The sequence below is a fragment of the Mumia flava genome, assembly GCF_002797495.1.
Taxonomy (GTDB): Bacteria; Actinomycetota; Actinomycetes; order Propionibacteriales; family Nocardioidaceae; genus Mumia; species Mumia flava.
In genome coordinates this window covers 3,012,964-3,029,214 of the sequence record NZ_PGEZ01000001.1, presented here as the reverse complement: position 1 = coordinate 3,029,214, position 16,251 = coordinate 3,012,964, and the positions used below count along the sequence as shown (strand labels likewise).

Annotated in this window: 23 protein-coding genes; 3 read left to right on the top strand and 20 right to left on the bottom strand. The window is 69.7% G+C overall.

Features of this window, described 5'->3' with window-relative positions; all coding sequences use genetic code 11:
* Window positions 1–361: 361 nt before the first annotated feature.
* From CLV56_RS14090 to CLV56_RS14060, 7 genes are all read right to left on the bottom strand, one after another.
* Complete coding sequence (locus CLV56_RS14090) at window positions 362–793, bottom strand: pilus assembly protein TadG-related protein (RefSeq protein WP_039339413.1); 432 nt, start codon at window positions 791–793, stop codon at window positions 362–364.
* Window positions 790–1,260, bottom strand: coding sequence for a hypothetical protein (locus CLV56_RS14085; protein WP_100414988.1), 471 nt, complete (start codon window positions 1,258–1,260; stop codon window positions 790–792). The genes CLV56_RS14090 and CLV56_RS14085 overlap by 4 nt, the downstream gene beginning before the upstream one ends.
* On the bottom strand, window positions 1,257–1,649 hold the full coding sequence (locus CLV56_RS14080) for a TadE/TadG family type IV pilus assembly protein (protein ID WP_039339409.1): 393 nt from the start codon (window positions 1,647–1,649) through the stop codon (window positions 1,257–1,259). The genes CLV56_RS14085 and CLV56_RS14080 overlap by 4 nt, the downstream gene beginning before the upstream one ends.
* Window positions 1,646–1,840: a hypothetical protein gene (locus CLV56_RS14075; protein ID WP_039339407.1), complete on the bottom strand. Its 195-nt coding sequence runs from the start codon at window positions 1,838–1,840 to the stop codon at window positions 1,646–1,648. The genes CLV56_RS14080 and CLV56_RS14075 overlap by 4 nt, the downstream gene beginning before the upstream one ends.
* Window positions 1,841–1,920: 80 nt before the next feature.
* Window positions 1,921–2,847 carry a type II secretion system F family protein gene (locus tag CLV56_RS14070; protein ID WP_039339404.1) on the bottom strand — a complete coding sequence of 309 codons (927 nt, stop codon included), beginning with the start codon at window positions 2,845–2,847 and terminating at the stop codon, window positions 1,921–1,923.
* Entirely contained in the window at window positions 2,844–3,707 is an 864-nt protein-coding gene (locus CLV56_RS14065; RefSeq protein ID WP_039339402.1) for a type II secretion system F family protein, read from the bottom strand. The genes CLV56_RS14070 and CLV56_RS14065 overlap by 4 nt, the downstream gene beginning before the upstream one ends.
* On the bottom strand, window positions 3,707–4,240 hold the full coding sequence (locus CLV56_RS14060) for an ATPase, T2SS/T4P/T4SS family (RefSeq protein WP_039339400.1): 534 nt from the start codon (window positions 4,238–4,240) through the stop codon (window positions 3,707–3,709). The genes CLV56_RS14065 and CLV56_RS14060 overlap by 1 nt, the downstream gene beginning before the upstream one ends.
* 87 nt (window positions 4,241–4,327) lie before the next feature.
* Between CLV56_RS14060 and CLV56_RS14055 the strand changes: the two genes are divergently transcribed.
* From CLV56_RS14055 to CLV56_RS14045, 3 genes are all read left to right on the top strand, one after another.
* Window positions 4,328–4,774 carry a hypothetical protein gene (locus tag CLV56_RS14055; RefSeq protein ID WP_039339397.1) on the top strand — a complete coding sequence of 149 codons (447 nt, stop codon included), beginning with the start codon at window positions 4,328–4,330 and terminating at the stop codon, window positions 4,772–4,774.
* A 120-nt stretch (window positions 4,775–4,894) separates the two neighbouring features.
* The gene (locus CLV56_RS14050; protein ID WP_039339396.1) at window positions 4,895–5,077 is read left to right on the top strand and encodes a hypothetical protein; all 183 of its coding nucleotides are present in this window, start codon (window positions 4,895–4,897) and stop codon (window positions 5,075–5,077) included.
* Window positions 5,078–5,418: 341 nt separating this feature from the next.
* A complete protein-coding gene (locus tag CLV56_RS14045) occupies window positions 5,419–5,610 on the top strand; it encodes a hypothetical protein (RefSeq protein ID WP_039339393.1) in 192 nt (63 codons plus the stop codon).
* A 92-nt stretch (window positions 5,611–5,702) separates the two neighbouring features.
* Here CLV56_RS14045 and CLV56_RS14040 read toward each other — a convergent pair whose 3' ends face one another.
* The 13 genes from CLV56_RS14040 to CLV56_RS13975 form a co-directional block, all read right to left on the bottom strand.
* The gene (locus CLV56_RS14040; RefSeq protein ID WP_157805168.1) at window positions 5,703–6,395 is read right to left on the bottom strand and encodes a hypothetical protein; all 693 of its coding nucleotides are present in this window, start codon (window positions 6,393–6,395) and stop codon (window positions 5,703–5,705) included.
* Between the two features lie 344 nt (window positions 6,396–6,739).
* A complete protein-coding gene (locus CLV56_RS14035) occupies window positions 6,740–7,261 on the bottom strand; it encodes a hypothetical protein (protein ID WP_039339389.1) in 522 nt (173 codons plus the stop codon).
* A complete protein-coding gene (locus tag CLV56_RS21445) occupies window positions 7,258–7,566 on the bottom strand; it encodes a helix-turn-helix domain-containing protein (RefSeq protein WP_425437715.1) in 309 nt (102 codons plus the stop codon). Before CLV56_RS21445 ends, CLV56_RS14035 begins: the two co-directional genes overlap by 4 nt.
* 588 nt (window positions 7,567–8,154) lie before the next feature.
* Window positions 8,155–9,057, bottom strand: coding sequence for a hypothetical protein (locus tag CLV56_RS14020; RefSeq protein WP_100414985.1), 903 nt, complete (start codon window positions 9,055–9,057; stop codon window positions 8,155–8,157).
* A gap of 58 nt (window positions 9,058–9,115) precedes the next feature.
* A complete protein-coding gene (locus tag CLV56_RS21030) occupies window positions 9,116–11,746 on the bottom strand; it encodes a peptidoglycan DD-metalloendopeptidase family protein (protein WP_039339382.1) in 2,631 nt (876 codons plus the stop codon).
* Window positions 11,736–12,020, bottom strand: a complete 285-nt coding sequence (locus tag CLV56_RS14010; protein ID WP_170224798.1) for a hypothetical protein — start codon at window positions 12,018–12,020, stop codon at window positions 11,736–11,738. Before CLV56_RS14010 ends, CLV56_RS21030 begins: the two co-directional genes overlap by 11 nt.
* 119 nt (window positions 12,021–12,139) lie before the next feature.
* Window positions 12,140–12,361, bottom strand: a complete 222-nt coding sequence (locus tag CLV56_RS14005) for a hypothetical protein (protein ID WP_039339379.1) — start codon at window positions 12,359–12,361, stop codon at window positions 12,140–12,142.
* A 109-nt stretch (window positions 12,362–12,470) separates the two neighbouring features.
* Window positions 12,471–13,106, bottom strand: coding sequence for a hypothetical protein (locus CLV56_RS14000; RefSeq protein WP_039339377.1), 636 nt, complete (start codon window positions 13,104–13,106; stop codon window positions 12,471–12,473).
* A gap of 2 nt (window positions 13,107–13,108) precedes the next feature.
* The gene (locus CLV56_RS20650) at window positions 13,109–13,558 is read right to left on the bottom strand and encodes an excisionase family DNA-binding protein (RefSeq protein ID WP_157805167.1); all 450 of its coding nucleotides are present in this window, start codon (window positions 13,556–13,558) and stop codon (window positions 13,109–13,111) included.
* Window positions 13,559–13,634: 76 nt separating this feature from the next.
* On the bottom strand, window positions 13,635–15,029 hold the full coding sequence (locus tag CLV56_RS13990; RefSeq protein WP_211288073.1) for a hypothetical protein: 1,395 nt from the start codon (window positions 15,027–15,029) through the stop codon (window positions 13,635–13,637).
* The gene (locus tag CLV56_RS13985) at window positions 15,023–15,376 is read right to left on the bottom strand and encodes a DUF2742 domain-containing protein (RefSeq protein WP_039339373.1); all 354 of its coding nucleotides are present in this window, start codon (window positions 15,374–15,376) and stop codon (window positions 15,023–15,025) included. The genes CLV56_RS13990 and CLV56_RS13985 overlap by 7 nt, the downstream gene beginning before the upstream one ends.
* A gap of 26 nt (window positions 15,377–15,402) precedes the next feature.
* On the bottom strand, window positions 15,403–15,726 hold the full coding sequence (locus CLV56_RS20645; protein ID WP_170224797.1) for a hypothetical protein: 324 nt from the start codon (window positions 15,724–15,726) through the stop codon (window positions 15,403–15,405).
* Window positions 15,710–15,949 (bottom strand): hypothetical protein, encoded by a 240-nt coding sequence (locus tag CLV56_RS13975; RefSeq protein WP_211288072.1) that lies wholly within the window; start codon window positions 15,947–15,949, stop codon window positions 15,710–15,712. The genes CLV56_RS20645 and CLV56_RS13975 overlap by 17 nt, the downstream gene beginning before the upstream one ends.
* Window positions 15,950–16,251: the final 302 nt, after the last annotated feature.

Sequence of the window (16,251 nt, the reverse complement as noted above, 5' to 3'; positions counted from 1 at the left end):
GTTGAGTTCTCAAACATCACACACACAAACCCCAGCCATCCCCACCACACAGGCAGAAACACCAGAACAAAGCGCGCAAACCCCAAACCTACCAGCGAGTGCCGAGGGGCCCATCAGAGGGTCCCGTAGCGCACCAGATGGCGACCCCGACTCGTTCCGACTTGCGGAACCAGCTAGGTTCGCGTCTGAGGTGGTGGTTACCAGGGCCGCGTGCCCGGCCTTCTCGGCCTTGCCCGCCGCCGTCCCCGGCAACAAGAAGAACACTACAGGGTGCTCCCAGGGCACGCAAAGGGGGGGTCCCCCTTCCTGCGCAACAGGCCTCTGACCTGCGGCGATGCGCGCGAGGCGCGTGCAGAGCCCTCTATTCGGTCCTCAGGACGACCCCCGCGTCGCTGCGTACCGTGACCGCTGAGTCCCATCCCGGCGGCACGATCGGCAGTGCGACCGTTCGTACGAGCTCGACGCGCACCCCGGCGCCGGCCTGTGCGATCCGCCAGCGGACGTCGCTGACGCTCGCTTCCGCGAAGTACCGCGCCACGTCGCGGCGCGCGGCGTTGGCATCGAGCGGTGCCGTCCCGCCCAGCTGCCCGTACAGGCGGTCCCGTTGCACACCCTCGGAGGCAGCGAGGGCGGCGCCGTCCGCGAGATCCGCCAGGCGGCGGTGCTCGAGGTACAGGGCCGTTGCGTCGACGACCGCCGCCACCATGAGTCCGACGACCAGCGCGAAGCCGATGATCGTCACGCTGATCTGGCCGGTCTGGTCTCCGGCCCCGGTCGCAGCGTCCTCCTTCACGAGCGGTCCTCCCGGAAGCGGCCGTACGGCACGGTGTGCTCGCCGCGCACGGTGACGGCGCCCCTGGCCCCGCCGAGCACGTCCGGGATGAACGGAAGGTCCACCGACGTCGTCACCGTGACATCGACCGACGACCCGGGACTCAGGCACGGACCTCCGGTACACGTGAGATCGGTCGTCGCCTCGACGATGCCGTGATCCGCGAGGCTGAGACGCGCAGCTGCGCGGGCGCGCTCGCCGGCGCTCGCCACGTCCGGTGCGAGGACGTAGGCGCGGCCCGCGGATCGAGCCGCGGCGCTCGCGCCGTAGGCGGCCGACTGGACCTCGGCGACGGCGAGGATCACGTACACGAGCGGAACCAGGAGGACGAGGCCGAGCCAGACGGTCTCCACCACCGCGCTGCCCTGGTCGGCGCTGCGCCGTGCTGAGAGCCCGGGATCGGCCCGGGGTGCTGGTCGGAGGTTCACAGCCTCGGCTCCAGGATCGCTCGACCCGTGCCGGACACGTCCATCTGAGGGCCGAACACTCCCAGGGCCGGCACGGTCGACTCCGCCCGGACGACGACGACCGGCTGACCCGCCACCTTCTCGGTCGTGACCGTGACCTGACGAGCGTGCCGGGGGGAGAGCGCTCGGCTGATCGCCTCGCGGGTGCGATCGGCGCCGCTGTCCGCACTGCCGTCCGCCCGCGCCGCGACCCGCGCTCCGTCGGCCGCCGCGGCCGTCAGGGTGTTCCTGACATGGAGCACGAACCCGACCTGGAGGACACCGAGGACCAGCGGCACGAGCAGAACCATCACCAGGCAGTAGTCCGCGACCGCCGAGCCGCGGTCACCCGCCCGCCGCCGTCGTGTCAACCGCCCACCGAGGCCAGCGCTGCCTCCAGCATGCTCTGCAGCCGAGGGCCCGCGACGGCGGTGAGGGCGGCGACGATCCCCGCCGACATGACCGTGATCATGACCCAGCCGGGGACGTCTCCTCTCTCGTCGCGCCGGCGCGATCGGTCGGGTTGCGCCGTCGAGCGGCGCCGGCCGAGGAAGCGGGACATGGGATCTCCTTCGGGTGGTGGGCGTCGAGGGACTGGGGTGGGGCGCGCGGTCTGCACCCCGGGGCACGGCGCGCGCCGGATCACGGTCCGCCGACCGTGATGGTCACGAGGCCGGGATAGAAGGCGAAGATCACGGTCACGGGGAGGACGAGGAAGACGACCGGGACGAGCATCAGCACCTCCCGACGGGCGCCGGACTCGACCAGTGCTCGCCTCCCCGCATCGCGTACGTCGGCCGCCTGCGCGTGAAGGACGTCGACGAGCGGCGTACCACGCTCGACCGCGACGGCGAGAGCCTCGGCGAACCGTGCCACCGGGATCACGCCGGTCCGTGCGGCGAGGTCGTCGAGCGCCACGTTGAGCGGAGTCCCGGTCCGGACCTGGCCGACGAGCGTGCGGAGCTCCTGGGACATCGCGCCGGTGCCGGAACGGCCCGCGCGCTCGAGCGCAGAGACCGGTCCCTCCCCTGCGGCGACGGCGAGCGCGAGCAGGTCCGCGAGCGTCGGGAACTCCTGGACGATGCGCTCCTCCCGACGACGGACCGCGCGCGTCAGCGCGAGATCGCGCGCGAGGACGCCGCTGACGCCCGCCGTCGCACAGAGGAGGACCGCAGCGAGCGGCTGCACACCGACGAGCGAGCCCCATGCCAGCAGGAGGATGGACGCCGCGGCGAACGCACCGGCACCCCAGGCGACCTGGCTGATCCGGAACGCCTCGAGGTCCGCAGGCGCACCGAGCCGCTGCAGACGTCTTCGGACCGAGGCCGTACCCCCGACGAGGCGCTCGACGACCTCGGCGGCCCGCTCGAGCAGCGGTCCGAAGACGGCCCAGCCGGCCCCGCCGACCGGCGCCGGGACGCCCGCACGCGGACCCAGCGAGACGTCGTGGACGTACGGCGCGACCCGCGCCAGGAGCGACGGGCGGCGGCGTAGCCGGAGGACGCCGACGAGCCGCAGCAGACCGAGCGCTGCGAGGGCGCCGGCGAGGCCGCCCAGCGCGGCGCTCACCGCAGCACCCTCGGTTCGCGGGGCAGGCGACCGATCCGCAGCATCAGCCGGTACGCGACGACGCACGCGGCCAGGCCACCGAGCAGGACGACCAGGCCCTCGGACGTGCCGAACGCGCTGATCGCGTCCCGACGCAACGACATCAGCGCCAGCACGATCCACGGCGCGCTGACCGCGAGGCGGGCCCCGTTGACCGTCCAGGACTGCCGCGCGACCAGCTCGCCACGCGTCCGGGCCTCGTCGCGGAGGAAGGCGGACAGCGTTCGCAGCATCCGCCCGAGGTCGCCGCCACCGACATCGCGCGCGACCCTCAGCGCCTCGGCGAGCCGGTCCCCGACCGGGTCCGCGAGGCGCTCCTTCAACGCGTCCAGGCAGTCGTGGAACCGACCGCTGCGCTGGTAGTCCCGCGCGAACACGGCGAACGGCTCGCGCAGCGGCTCCGGGCCGCGTTCCCCGACCGCCGCGATCGCCTCGGGGAGCGACAGACCCGCCCGTACGCCCGAGGCCAGGTGATCGACGGCCTCGGGCCAGCAGGCTGCGCGCTCCTCGGCGATGCGATGCGCTCGAGCCCGCAGAACGACGACCGGAGTCCAGCCAGCAGCGAGCCCGCCGATCAGCGCGATCGCGGGGACGGCCGACACGACGAGTGCGACGAGGGCGCCGAGCGTCGCGCACGCGATGCAGACGAGCACGAGCCCTCGTGGACGGACGGACTCGACCCCGGCACGGATCAGAAGACCGGTGAGCGCGGAGGACGGCCCGCGTCCAGCGCGGCGGGAGCGGCGAGCGTCGGCTGTCGTCAACCCGGACCAGGTCAGCAGCAGCCCGATCCCCATCACCAGGCCGACGATCGTTCCCATCAGGTGCCTGCCTGGAGGAGCGCGTGGACGTCGATCCCGGCAGCCGTGAACCGGTCGGTGCGAGTGGGCGTGCCCGCACCGCGGACCAGCTGCCCGTCGCGGAGCACGTAGAGAGACTCGGCCTCGATCACGTCGTTCTCGACCCGTCCGCTCGGAGCGGCGATCTCACGGACGCACCGTCGGCCCTCGGCATCCATCCCGACCTGCACCACGAGGTCGACGCAGGAGGCGACGGTCGGGACCACGAAGCGTGCCGAGATGTTCTCGCCGGCCAGCAACGGGAGGGTGCAGAGCTTGACCAGCGCCTGGCGTGCCGAGCTCGCGTGCAGCGTGACCATCCCCGGCAGACCGGCGTTGAGCGCGAGGAGGAGGTCGAAGCACTCCTCCGCACGCACCTCGCCGATCAGCAACCGGGTCGGACGCATCCGCAGCGCCTCCTTCACCAGTGCGCGGAGCCGGATCTCGCCGGTTCCCTCGAGCCCCGCCTGTCGGGTCTGGAGGGCGACCCAGTCCGGGTGTCCGAAGCGCAGCACAAAGCGAAGCCAACTACACACAACGGCAGAACGGCCCCGGGCGGCGTTGGAGCGCCGGCCGCGGGGCCTCGATCCACGGAGGCAACCGTGAACCGTACGCAGAACACTATCGACCCCGCAGCGCTGTACCGCACCGTCACGGAAACGCTCAGCACGTCCGCCGAGCTGTACGACGTCGGCGGCATCGTCGCGACGCTTCTGGACGCCGACCTCGACGATCCGACCACCATCCCCGCGGATGTGTTCTGGCTCGCGGTCGCCGACAACGCCCTGCCGCCTCGCACCGGCCCGTGCCCGCAGGCGCTCCCGTGGTGCACCGCGCACGGCTTCTCGAGCGACCCCGGCGAGGTCGGCTGGCACGAGCACAAGATCAGTGAGGTCGTCTCGGTCGTCCTCGACCAGTCCGTGAGCGAGGATCCGCGCGTCGTGCTCGACCACGAGGACGGCGGCGAGGCCTACTACACGCCGTCCGGCGCTCAGGCGCTCGCAGAGGACCTCGTGCGAGCCGCCGCCTACATCGCAGGCATCCAGTGACAGCCCGAACGGCCCTGCGCGCCCTCGTGAGGCTCGCAGCGGGCTCCTGCGCCGTCACCGTGGTGTTCGTCGTGCTTCCGGCTCTTGCGGGCCTCGCGGCGCCTGGAAGCGGTGTCTGACGTGGAGCCGTTCGCCGGCCTCATGCTGCTTGGCTACCGCGTGCGGGAAGTCCGCGACCTCGCCGAGGGGTCGATCTTCGTCCCCGGGCCCGGTCTGCTGCTCATCGACGCCGCTCTGGCGACGGATGAGCGCGTGCAGGTCGCCGCGCGTGTCCTCGAGCTCGAGGGCGTCACCACTCAGTAGTTGGGCCCCCCGGGGCGGCGCTGAGAGCGCGTCAGCCGCCCGTACGCCCTCGCCCCCGTCGAGGACGTCCGAACCAACACGAGAGCGTCCGGTGTTGACCCCCAGCGCGTGGAACCGGCCACGTGCGCCCCCTCGTCGAGCTGCAGAACGTCGGGTGGGGTCTGAGGTGCCAGCCTGTCGCCGTCCGGCGGCGGGCTCGAGGTGCTGCCTGGGTGGACGAGGCGGGGTCGGCCGTTTGGGGGGGTCCAAGAGGCCTGCCCACCCCCGGGTGGTCCGCTGGCTTTCCGGACGACTGTGCAAACCGCTGCGGCAGCCTGTCTGAAGGAGCACGATTGACCGGCATGGAGAAGGACGACATTTCGCGCGCCGTAGGCAGCGCGGTCATCCTCATCGGCCTGGGCGCTGGTGCCGTGCTTGGCTACGTGTGGTTCTGGGAGGCACTAGTCGACGGCAACCTGCTCGCTGCGATCCCCCTTGCGATCGGTGGGCTTGTCGCCCTGTACTGGTTGGGTCGGTTCAGCAGCTCGCGCTAAGGCCGGCGGGAGGGGCGCGCTGTCACGCTACGGTGCCCACCATGACGGATGAAGTCTCGCGGAACCCGTTCGCGGAATCCTTACTCGTCCGCTCACGGCTTCTTGTAGGCGTACGGGGAGTTCGGATCGATGTGTGTGAGCTGCATCCGCAGCCGGCGGACGAGCGGAGAGTCTTGGCCGGACTCGGTCATGTGCGAAGGTTGCCGCTTGATCTGCTCGCGGATCTCATCTTCCAGTTGCTGCTTTGCAGACTTCGCAGGTGCTAGCCGAGCGATCCGCTCCAGCGCGCTCAGTGTCCGCTGCGGCTGGGGAGGCGTCGCAACGTCCGCCGGCGTAACCGTCGCAGGCGCCGGCTCGCTGGTTCCCTTCCAGTACGCGATTCGCGGGCCTTCGTCTGTCCACTCGACCTCTGGCTCGGGGATCGACTTGAACTGCTCTGTCGCGGCGACCATGTACCCCGCCCGAGCCGCCGCTCGGATTACAACCTCGACGTCCGCTTTGCTGTCGGGCAGCGCCGGATCGCGCGCTTCGGGTGCGGTGGGGGCGCCTGGCTCGGGAGGCTCGTCGAGGACCGGCGTGAACGCAGGTGCGACTGACTCGGAGAACTCCGCTTCAACGCCCGCCAGCGTTGGAGGCTCCAGTTCGAGGCCGAGGCCGCCAGCGTTGATAGACGTGACATCACGTATCCGCTTGCGGAACATGAACAGCGCGACGCACGCGACGATCGGCCAGGCCGCGACGGACAGGAAGTCGAGGGTGCCGTTCCACAGTGCAGACCAATCCACGAGCGCAACCCTGTCAGATTGCACGATGCGCGTGGTAGGTAGTTCTCATGGCAACGGAAGCGTGTCCGAAGTGCGGCGCACCGATGGTCGAGCGGCAAGGAAGGCGACCTCGCCGACTTGTCGGTCGCGGCGAGCCCGACCGAGAGCGTCTCTGCACGGACCAACGCTGCGGCTACCGCGAGCCCGTCTAGTTCAATCCCCGACGTCGGTGCGGGTGTACCGCCGGCGTTTGCCGAGCTTGCGCTGTACGGCGATCGGGTCACGCTGGCGTCGGCCCTGTCCGCGTCGCTTCTGCGGCTTGCACATCGCGCAGCCGCGCCAGGAGCGAGAGGGATGCGCGCTGGTCATCGGTTCCCCTCGCCGAGCATCTCGGAATCGTCCTCAACCGTGACGGTGACCACCCTGTCCGGCGGCTCCTCGGCAAGCGACGGAAGCAAGTCAAGGGTGAACGATGGGTAGCCCATCCGCGCCGAGAGCGACTGGGCAAGCTCGCGCGCAAACGGGTGCAGTGCCATGGCACTCACCAGGAGCCCAAAGGACGCCTGGGCGTCGCCTCCCCAGTCGGGCAGCGGGTCGTCGCTAACTGAGTGAAACTCCCCCAGCACAACGAAGGATGCGGACCAAGCCTCCTCATCGCCTTCGTCTTTCGCGACGACGTTGTAGCGCGAGCGGGCAGCCAGGGCCTGGTCACTCTCCCGACGAACGGAGACGGCAACGTCGGTGTCTACCGACATTGGGACATCGAGGATCGGCTGACGCGAGGAGCAGGTCATGGACTCAAGCCGCACGTCGCGCAGCGCAGTAGCGTCGCGAACCCTGATGGCGAACTCCCGCATCTCAGCGATCGTCAAGTCCCGCTCGCTCACGCGGCCCCCGAATTCGAGTCCGAGGATACCGCCCGAAGATGCGGGGCTGTCCGATTGTAGTTCCGACGATCTCCCGCCCATGCGCCCTGTCGCTGAGTGAGCCGCGGGAGGGGCGTCACGGAGGCGCGTCGATCAATGAGCCCAAGCTGAACGTCATAGTCAAGCGCGTCGGCCATGCAGGCAAGGCTCCGTAAGGTCAGATTCCGCTTCCCACTGAGGCGCTGGCTAAGCTCGGATGGCGAGACGCCGATTGCCCGGGCAAGGTCCTGCCGGGAGCAGTCCCGCCTCTCGATTGCGTCCTGCATCTCCTCAGCGACATCGAGCACGAGGGTCTCCTCGGCAAGGATCCGACGGCTCTCGTCGTCGTCCTCGTACCAATCAAACGTGCCCATTCCAACACTCCCTGTGCATGGTCCTGGCGCGGTCGGCCTCGCGCGCTACCTTCCGATCGGATGGCTTCTTCGCCCCGTGCGTAGCGATCCAGATGTCGCCCTCGCGGATGACGTACAGGCGCCATCCGGGGCCGGCTGGCGCCTTGATCTCGAACACTGGCGGCTTGCCTGGGACCTCGAGTCGCCGGTACCGCTCGGGCGACTTGAGCGTCCCCGTCGTCACTAACCTCTGAAACGCAGCACGAAACTGCCCTTTCGCCTGCTTGTCCAACCTGGCGAGGAACTCCCTTGCCGGACATCGACCTTTCGACTCCTTCAGCGCAACCACTTGCCCCTTGGCCCCTCGCTCGAGGACCTCATGAGGTTGCACTGTAGACAAAACTTAACTCCATCGGGCCGGCTTTTTCAACTTCTGGATGAGGGGCGCGGCCCTCCGTGACGTGACCGTGACCTTAGCGGGTTCGCGTCGGACGCGAGGCAGTTCGAGTCGCAGGAGCCACCTCAATCCGCGGTTGCCGGCGCTGCCCGCGTTCGAAGCGTTCGGACCTGGCTCACCATGTAGCCGGTGAGGGCAACGAAGCCCACTACGAAGGCGAGGATCAGCGAGACTCGGACGCCAGGCCCCGAAGGAACCGGCCGCAGGCTCATCACGATCATTGGGAAGACAACGCCCAGCGCGGCGAACAAGCCGAGGACGATGAGGCCACCGCGCACGCCTTCCGGTCGAGCCATCCTAGAGCGTTGGTCATCCAATAGGACACGCTCCGCTTCGAGCATCGTCACCTCTGCGCGCAACTCCTCCTCGCGTGCGATCCGCGCATCCTGTCTCCGGTAGATCACGTCACCCCTTGGCGAGGAGATCATGGCCTGAAACGGCAACACCCGCGACCTCCGCTGGTCGATCAGACGCCCGGCCACCTGTTCGTAAACGTCCTGTGGGACGCCGGCCAGTTCGTCTACGGCATGCGGAAACTTGCGTGGAGGGAGCTTCGGTGCAGGGTAGAGCTGCCTGATGAGGTCGAACGCTTCGCGAACAGCATCAGCCAGCGTGGCCGCGTACGGGCGCATCTCGGCGGCGCTGCTACCGAGCGGGATGAAGCTCTCGACCGCAGCGTCGACATCCACTGCGCCTTCGGCTCGGACGAAGTCCTCAAGGTGGTGCTCGCGAAACCATTGCTCACTGACGTCGAGTCGTTCACGGTGGACCTCCAGCAGGGCGGCTGCCCGCAGTCGACGGCGCTCGTCGAGCTCATCAAGTCGGTGCGCGAGGGCCGTGGCTTCACCGGCCAGCGACACCAGGCGGCCCACGAGGAAGCCACCGACGATTGCGACCAATGCCGCCGTCGACTGCGCGAGCGTGGAGGGAAGCCAGTTCGGGTCTACCGAAGACATGCCCGGAAGCATGGCGAACTGCTCGCCCGAGTTCCCGGAGGCGCACCGAACGCGACCCGCGGGTAACGGATCATCGGCCCTGCCTCCGTGCTCCCCGGCTGGCGTCGACCAGGCCGTCTCGTGTGCCTTCGTACGAGCCCTCACGCAGCGCCTCGCGGAACAGACGCATCACACGGGCATCGCTCATGCCTGCACCGAGCGGAAGGTGCCGCTCGACCGCATCCCACTGACGGTCGGTCAGCACCGGCTCGGGGCGTCCCGTGCGGTTCACGCCGAAGCCCGTCAGCATCCCGCCGTTGTCGAACAGGTCGGGGATCGGGTTGTCGGGCAGGAAGCGGTTCGGGATCTTGTCGTTCACCCACTGGATGAGGTCGGACCCGACGCTGCGCACGGCGCTGTTGAGCACCGTGCCCCAGGTGCCGCCGTAGCCCTTCACCGTCGACAGCCAGTCCGGGACGTCCGAGAGGAAGTCCTTCACGTTGCCGATGACCGACAGCCACGAGCTGTTGCCGCCGCTGCTCGAGGACACCTCGGGAGCGCGGCCGCCGAGGATCTCGAAGTGCAGGTGCGGCCCCGAGCTGTTGCCCGTCGAGCCGACCCGGCCGAGGAGGTCGCCGGCGCTTAGCCGCTGGCCTGCACTGACGAGGATGTCGGACAGGTGCGCGTACAGCGTCGAACCGTTGCCCGGGTGGTTCATGCGGACGTGCCAGCCGTACGACGTGCCGAGCTTCGCCGTCGAGGCGACCACGCCGTCCATGTAGGCGCGCACGGGGTTGCCGTAGTCGCCGGCGCCGGGCTCGTTGATGTCGCCCGCCCAGGTCGCCCACGGGTAGCCGCTGTGGCGCGTCACGCCGCCCGTCGCAGGCCAGACGTAGCCGCCGTTGCGGTAGCCGTTCAGGGCGCGCAGGAAGCCCGGCCCCCGGTCGCGCATCAGGCGGCGCGTCGCGTCGGCGGGGATGACCCACTCGCGACCGTGCACGACGCCGGCGACCTGCGAGGGGTGACCGTTGCCGGTGTAGCCGCCGCGCCGGAAGCCGACGTTGACCCGATCCGGGGTGTCGACCCCGGGGATCGCGCCGATGAGCTTGCGCAGGCCGTTGTTCCAGATCGTGTCGATGACGAACCGGACGGGCGCCTTGGCGGTGTTCTTGAGCCGGTCCCACTGCCGCTTCACCGCGTCGATGCCGCGCTTGAACACGGTCGGCAGGGTGTCCTTCACGAAGTCCCGCACCGCCTCGAACACCGGCTTGATGCGGTCGGTCCAGGCCGACTTGATGGCCTTCCAGATCGACCCGAACACCGGCTTGATGACGTCGCGCCACAGCTGCCGGATCGCCGGAATGAGGACGTCGGTCGTGAACTTCCACCACGCCTCGAGACGCGGCTTGATGTACTCCCAGGCCTTCTTGATCGCCTTCCAGATGAAGGCGAACACCGGCTTCACGACGTTCTTCCACAGGAACACGATCACCGGGATCAGCACCTTGGTCAGGTACGCCCAGTACGCCTTGAGGATCGGGCTGATGATCTTCCACGCGATCGAGATCGCCTTCTTGATGCCCGCCCAGGCCTTGTCGACGATCGTGCGGAACGTCTTGGAGCGCCTGTAGGCGACGACGAAGGCCGCTGCGAGCGCAGCCACGGCCACGATGATGATGCCGATGGGGTTCGCGAGCCACTGCGCGTTCAGCAACGCCTGAGCGGCAGCCCACAGCTTCGTGACGGTCGTGATCGTCTTGATCGCGGCTGCCGCGCCGAGGATCGCGCCGCCGACGATGGTGATGACGTCGGCGTTCTCGCGGACGAACCGGGTCAGCGCCTGGATCTTGGGCACCACGAAGTCGATGCCGGCCCCGAGCGCAGCCCCGAAGTCCTTGGCCTTCGCCTCGACGGGGCCGAGCGCTTCGGTGATGCTCCCGAAGCCGCCGCGGATGTCTGGCAGCAGGCCGGACAGCAGGTTCGCCCCGACGCGACCCAGGGAAGCGAGGAGGTTCTTCCACGCGCCGGTGGTCGTCTTGCCCGACTCCTGCGCAGCGCCGCCGATGTTGTCGGTGATGACCTTGCGGAACGTGTCCGAGTCGACCTCGCCGCCCTCGACCATCTTCCGAAGGCCCTTGGCCGACACGTCGAACTCGTCGCGGAGCCACTGGAAGATCGGGATGCCGCGGTCGGCGAGCTGCTGGAGGTCGTCGGTGTAGGCGACGGTGTTCGACTCCACCTTGTTGAAGATGGAGCCCATCTCGGCGACGTCGACCCCGGCGATCGTCGCGGCGTCGGCGGCGGCCGTCAGGTACTTCGTCAGCTCCTGGCCCGGCTTGATGCCGGCCGCGACCGCACCGGCCGCCGTAGTCGCCGCAGCGTCGAGGCCGAACGCCGTCCCCTGCACCGACTTGAGCGCCGACTCCATGATGGTCTGGATCGACTCGGCGTCGTGCCCGAGGCCGCGCAGCTTGGCCTGCGCCTCCTCGATGCCGAGCGCACGGTCGAGGCCCTTCTTGACCGTCAGCGCGCCGACGATCGACGCCCCGAGCGCGCCGGCCTTGAGTGCCTTCCCGAACCCGGCCTTGACCCGGCCGCCGAGGTTGCTGCCGGACTTCTCAAGGGTGCGCTCGGAGCCCTTGAGGCTCTTGACGATCCCCGCCCCCATCCCACGGGTGGATGGGACCAGCGAGACGTACGCGGTTGCAAGCTCAACGGCCATTGGAGCCTCCTTCGAAGCAGGACGTGCACACGCCGGCGACGACACGGATCGTCGGCGAGGCGTCGAACAGGACCGGCGTCAGCGCGCGGCGGCTCTTGCCGCACCTCGAGCAGGCCTCCAGCCGGTTGTCTCCGAGCTCGCCGGTGCAGGTCGCGCACAGCAGTGCCGACTCTCCGAGGACGACGGCACCGACCCGCGACCGATCGACCTCGAGGTGGATGCAGGGCCACAGCTTGCCGGCAGCCTGCTGAGTGACCACTCGACTGATCGCCACCACGATCCACGAGGGCTGCGGTGTCGGGACGGGGTGGCCGGGTACCCCCTGCCCCCGGTCGACGTCGTCCCCTCCCGGCATAGCGACTTTCACACACGGAGATTTCAGGGGCGGCGCCATCAGATCGCCTCCGGATCGAAGGTGCGAACCGCTTGCAGGGACGGCAGTGCTGGCTCGGACTCCGCGCGGCACTCACGGTCAAGCGCCAGCAGCTCCTTGCAGAGGCTCGAGAGTGCGTAGGGCGGCGTCGCTGGGTCGTCGATCGCACCCGCGAGTCGCCCACGCATCGCTGCCAGCAGTGCGAGACGGTCGCCGGACTCGGCGGCTTCGAGGATGGTCACGGCTCCTCCTGAGGTTCGTTTTTCTGGCGGGGAGAGAGATCGCTATGCCGAGAGGGGGCGACTTGAGGGGGTGGGGAGGGCATGCCCCCAGGTCCCGCGCCCGCTCGAGTCAGATAGCGACGTACCGCGGACCGGACTTCGGCGATCGAGCGTCGTCTTCGGCCAACGCCTCGATCTGCGAGCGCGACCTCGAGCCCAGCTCGGTCGGCTTCGGAACGCGGAACGCCGCAGTGATGCCGAGTCGACCTTCCCGCGAGTCGGCAGCCTCGATCAGTCCGCCGAGCTCACGCAGAGAGTCCTGAGCGCCCGGACGCTGCGCGATGTACCCGTTGACGACGTCGTCCCAACCCTCACGCCAGCCGCGGAACAGCAGTGCGCGCTGGAGCTGCTCGTCCCCGGTCATGACGGCCCGGTCGAACAGCTTGCTGCTCTGGCGTTCGCCCTGCTCGCCTCGGGGCAGGGCGTCGACCCGGTCCAGGGCATCCCGGTAGGAGATGGCCGATGAGGGGTCGGCGCTCCCCTGGCTCCCGAACAGGGACGCCTCCAGCTTGCGCCGACGGTCCGCGACCGCGGCCTCGTGCTTGGTGCGTGCTGCGTCGATCTTGTCGGCGGCCTCGAGATACGCCTGCGCCATCCGTACGCGGCGCCCCTCGTCGCTCAGGGCCCGGTCCCTGCGGATCCCCTCGACGGTCTCGTCGAACTTGCCGCGCCAGTAGCGAGCGGTCTCGATGTGCGTTGCGTCCATCCTCAGTCTCCTCGTCCTGCGCGGAAATGCTCCACGTCCTCGCGGCTGATGCGGTACCGATCCCCGACGCTCTGTGCCGGGATCCCGCCCCGGGCGATCGCCATGCGGATCGCCCGGGACGAGACTCCGATCACCCGTGCGGCCTCGGTCGTCGATAGCCACTGCTGCGAGTCTGTGCCCGGTTCCGCCTCCGTGTCGCCCGCGCTTCCGGTAGCGGAAGCGCGCCACGACATCGCCGCCGCTCGCAGGGCCTCGAGCACCGCAGACGCCTCCGGATCCACCCCGCGCGTGCGCACTCGCAGCGACGTCAGGTCCGCATACCGCTCCAGCACCGCGGCAACACGCGCCGGCACCACCACCGCGGGGCCCTCGAACCCGACCAGGTGCGGGTTGCGCCGCCCGGTCATGGCCGGGACGACCCAGGCGACGAGTGGGAGCAGCCATCGCAGCACGGTCGACCGGAGATGAGCTTCTTGCCGCTGCACGCACCGCGGCTTGCTCCACAGCCAGAGCAGGCGCCCGGGTCGGTCATGACGAGGCCTTCCGTCGGGCGAGGTACTCGTCGAGGTCGAGCGAGGCCCGGTTCCGACGATCCGCCACCTCTCGTGCCCTCGCCGCTCCCGTACCAGGCGGGTCGGAATCAGTTCCAGAAATGTCAGTAGGGGCGAGAGGCGTAGTCCCGTTCTCCCCTCGCTCTTCATGGGGGCTAGGGGTGGGTACTGACAAATCTGGAACTGATTGGGGGTTGAGCGCGCCGGGGTCGATGCCGTCGGCGAGTCGGTAGTACCACCGTGTCGCGGGCCGACCGGCCCACTCGGTCTCCTCCTCGTCACACTCGAGCACGCCCAGCATGTGCAGCGCCTGGAGCTGTCGGTCGACGGTGTTGCGCGGCTTGTTGACCCGCTTGCGGACGTCTGCCGTGGATGAATCCGGGTGTTCCGCGACGTCGTCGACGATCGCCAGCCGCAGCGGCGGCATCGAGTCGCGAGCGCATCGGATCGCGAGCCGGACCGCGTCGGGTCGGTCCATCCCGATCGCCACCCCGCCGCGGACCACCTGCGCCAACTGCTTGGCGAACCTCGTCGGCATCTCCGGCGCATGCGCGTCGATGACGTCGCCGCGGTAGTCGTACTCGACGCCGGTGCGCGCGAGCGTGACCAGGTCCGCCGCGGCGAGCAGCCGATCGGTTTCGACGTCGCTCAGGTCGACCGCCTGCCCCGGGTCGACGCCGGCCAGCACCTCCCCGACTGCCGCGGCGAGCTGGGATCGCATCGGCACCTCGCGGCCGGTGTTCCCGATCGCGCGACGGCCAGCGGCCTGCCGGCCCGTCGTCGAGTCCATCCGCAGCAGCACGAACCGGTCACCCATCGCCGCGACCACGTCGTGCGCGCGGTCCCAGGCGGTCGTGACCGCTCCGACGACCGTGAGGCGCCCGTGCCAGTCCAGCGTTCGGCCGCCGTCGGTCCCGACGTTGCGGCTCCACCGTCCGTCGTAGACCTCGCGCAGCGCGCCCAGAACCTCGGCGCGCATGTCGCGATTCATCGACAGCACGCTGGTCACGTCCTTGATCACCAGCACGCCACGCTCGCCGAGCTTGCGCAGCAATCCACCGGTGGCGTCCTTGGCCTTCTCCCTCGCCGGCGACGCCGACAGCAGCGCTCCCGGCGAGCTGATCGTCGACGTCACCACCGCGCCGGCCCCGTCGAGCGCCTGCGCCGTCTCCGTCTTCGCGTTCCCCGAGCCCGAGATCAGCAGCAGCCACAGCGGGTCACCCTCAAGCCGCTCCACTGCCGCGGTCGCCAGCATCGCGTTGAGCGCGTCACCGTCGTACTCATTCCCGAACCACCGACGGAACGTCTCGTGCGCCCCGGCGAGCACGCTCGCGCTGTCGACCGGGTCCGGCACCCACGCGTCGCTCACCATGGCGCCACCGCCCCTCCCGGGTGGTCACCGGGCCGCGGCCCGGCTGCCTCGAGCTGGCGGCGGCGTCGCTTGGCGAACGGGACCACAGTCGACCGGGCGACCGGCGCCCAGCGCTCGCGGTGTGCCCGCTGAGCCTCGGCGTACTCGGCGTCCTCGGCCGCCTTCTCCGAGGCGCGACGCGCGTAGGCCTCGGCGCGCAGGTCGTCGGCGAGCGTGTCGCCGGACTGCGCCCACGCCTCGGCCGCGACCACCACGGCGGCGACCTTCACCGGGTCGCCATCGGGCAGCGTCAACCACGCCTCCGACCCGTACGGCGGCAGCACGGCGCCGCGAGCCTTGTCGATCATCCGTCGAGCCCAGCTCCGACGGGCGTTCATCGGTCACCACCACCCACCGCGACGATTCCGACGTGGACGAGCCGGGCGATCGAGAGCGAGACCGCCGCCTCGCGCTCTCGGGCGCGCAGCAGGGCCTTCTCAGCGGCTGGCAACGAGCGGTACGTCTTGGTCATCCAGACGCCGTTCCTCTGCTGGAGGCGCAGCACAATCACGTGGTACGGCTCGGACAGCATCGCCTCGGCGTCGGTCAGGGGTAGACTGTGAAGCGAACTTGAGGTTTCGCCGCTGTCGAGTTCACGGCCCGCCCCGGCACCCGAGAGCTGTGGGCGGGCTCCTCGTTGGCTACGCAGCATCGGCATCACCTCCGCTCGCCGTCGGACGGAGCAGGGCGGCGAGCCGGTCACGTTGCGCCTCGGTCAGCGGCGGCGCGGCGTCGACCGTGCGGCGGATGTAGTCCTCGAGCTTCGCGGCCGCGTGATTGCGACGGGCCTCGGTGACGTCCTCCGGCGTCCCGAGACGAGTAGCAACCGCGACGCGGGAGCGGGTCTGAGCGAGTGTGCTGCCACGCATAGAAGTGGGCACGGCGAACCTCCACGGTTCGCACGTGCCCCGCGTGCATCAAACATCAACTTCCGGCGGTCCCGCCGGGGACAAACTACAACATTGAGATTAGGTTACCACGTCGACAGTCTTGCCCGTTCGCTTCGCATCAGCGATGAACGGTCGCAGCTCGGCCCACGGGATCTCGCGTGTGATCGGCAGCCCGTCGGCGCCCTTTCGGGCTGCCACTGCGGCGACCCGTGCCGGCGACGGACGTTCACACTTCTCGCACATCAGGACCGCGAACGTCGACCCTTGAGCCGACGTGGCTTCGGTGATCTCCG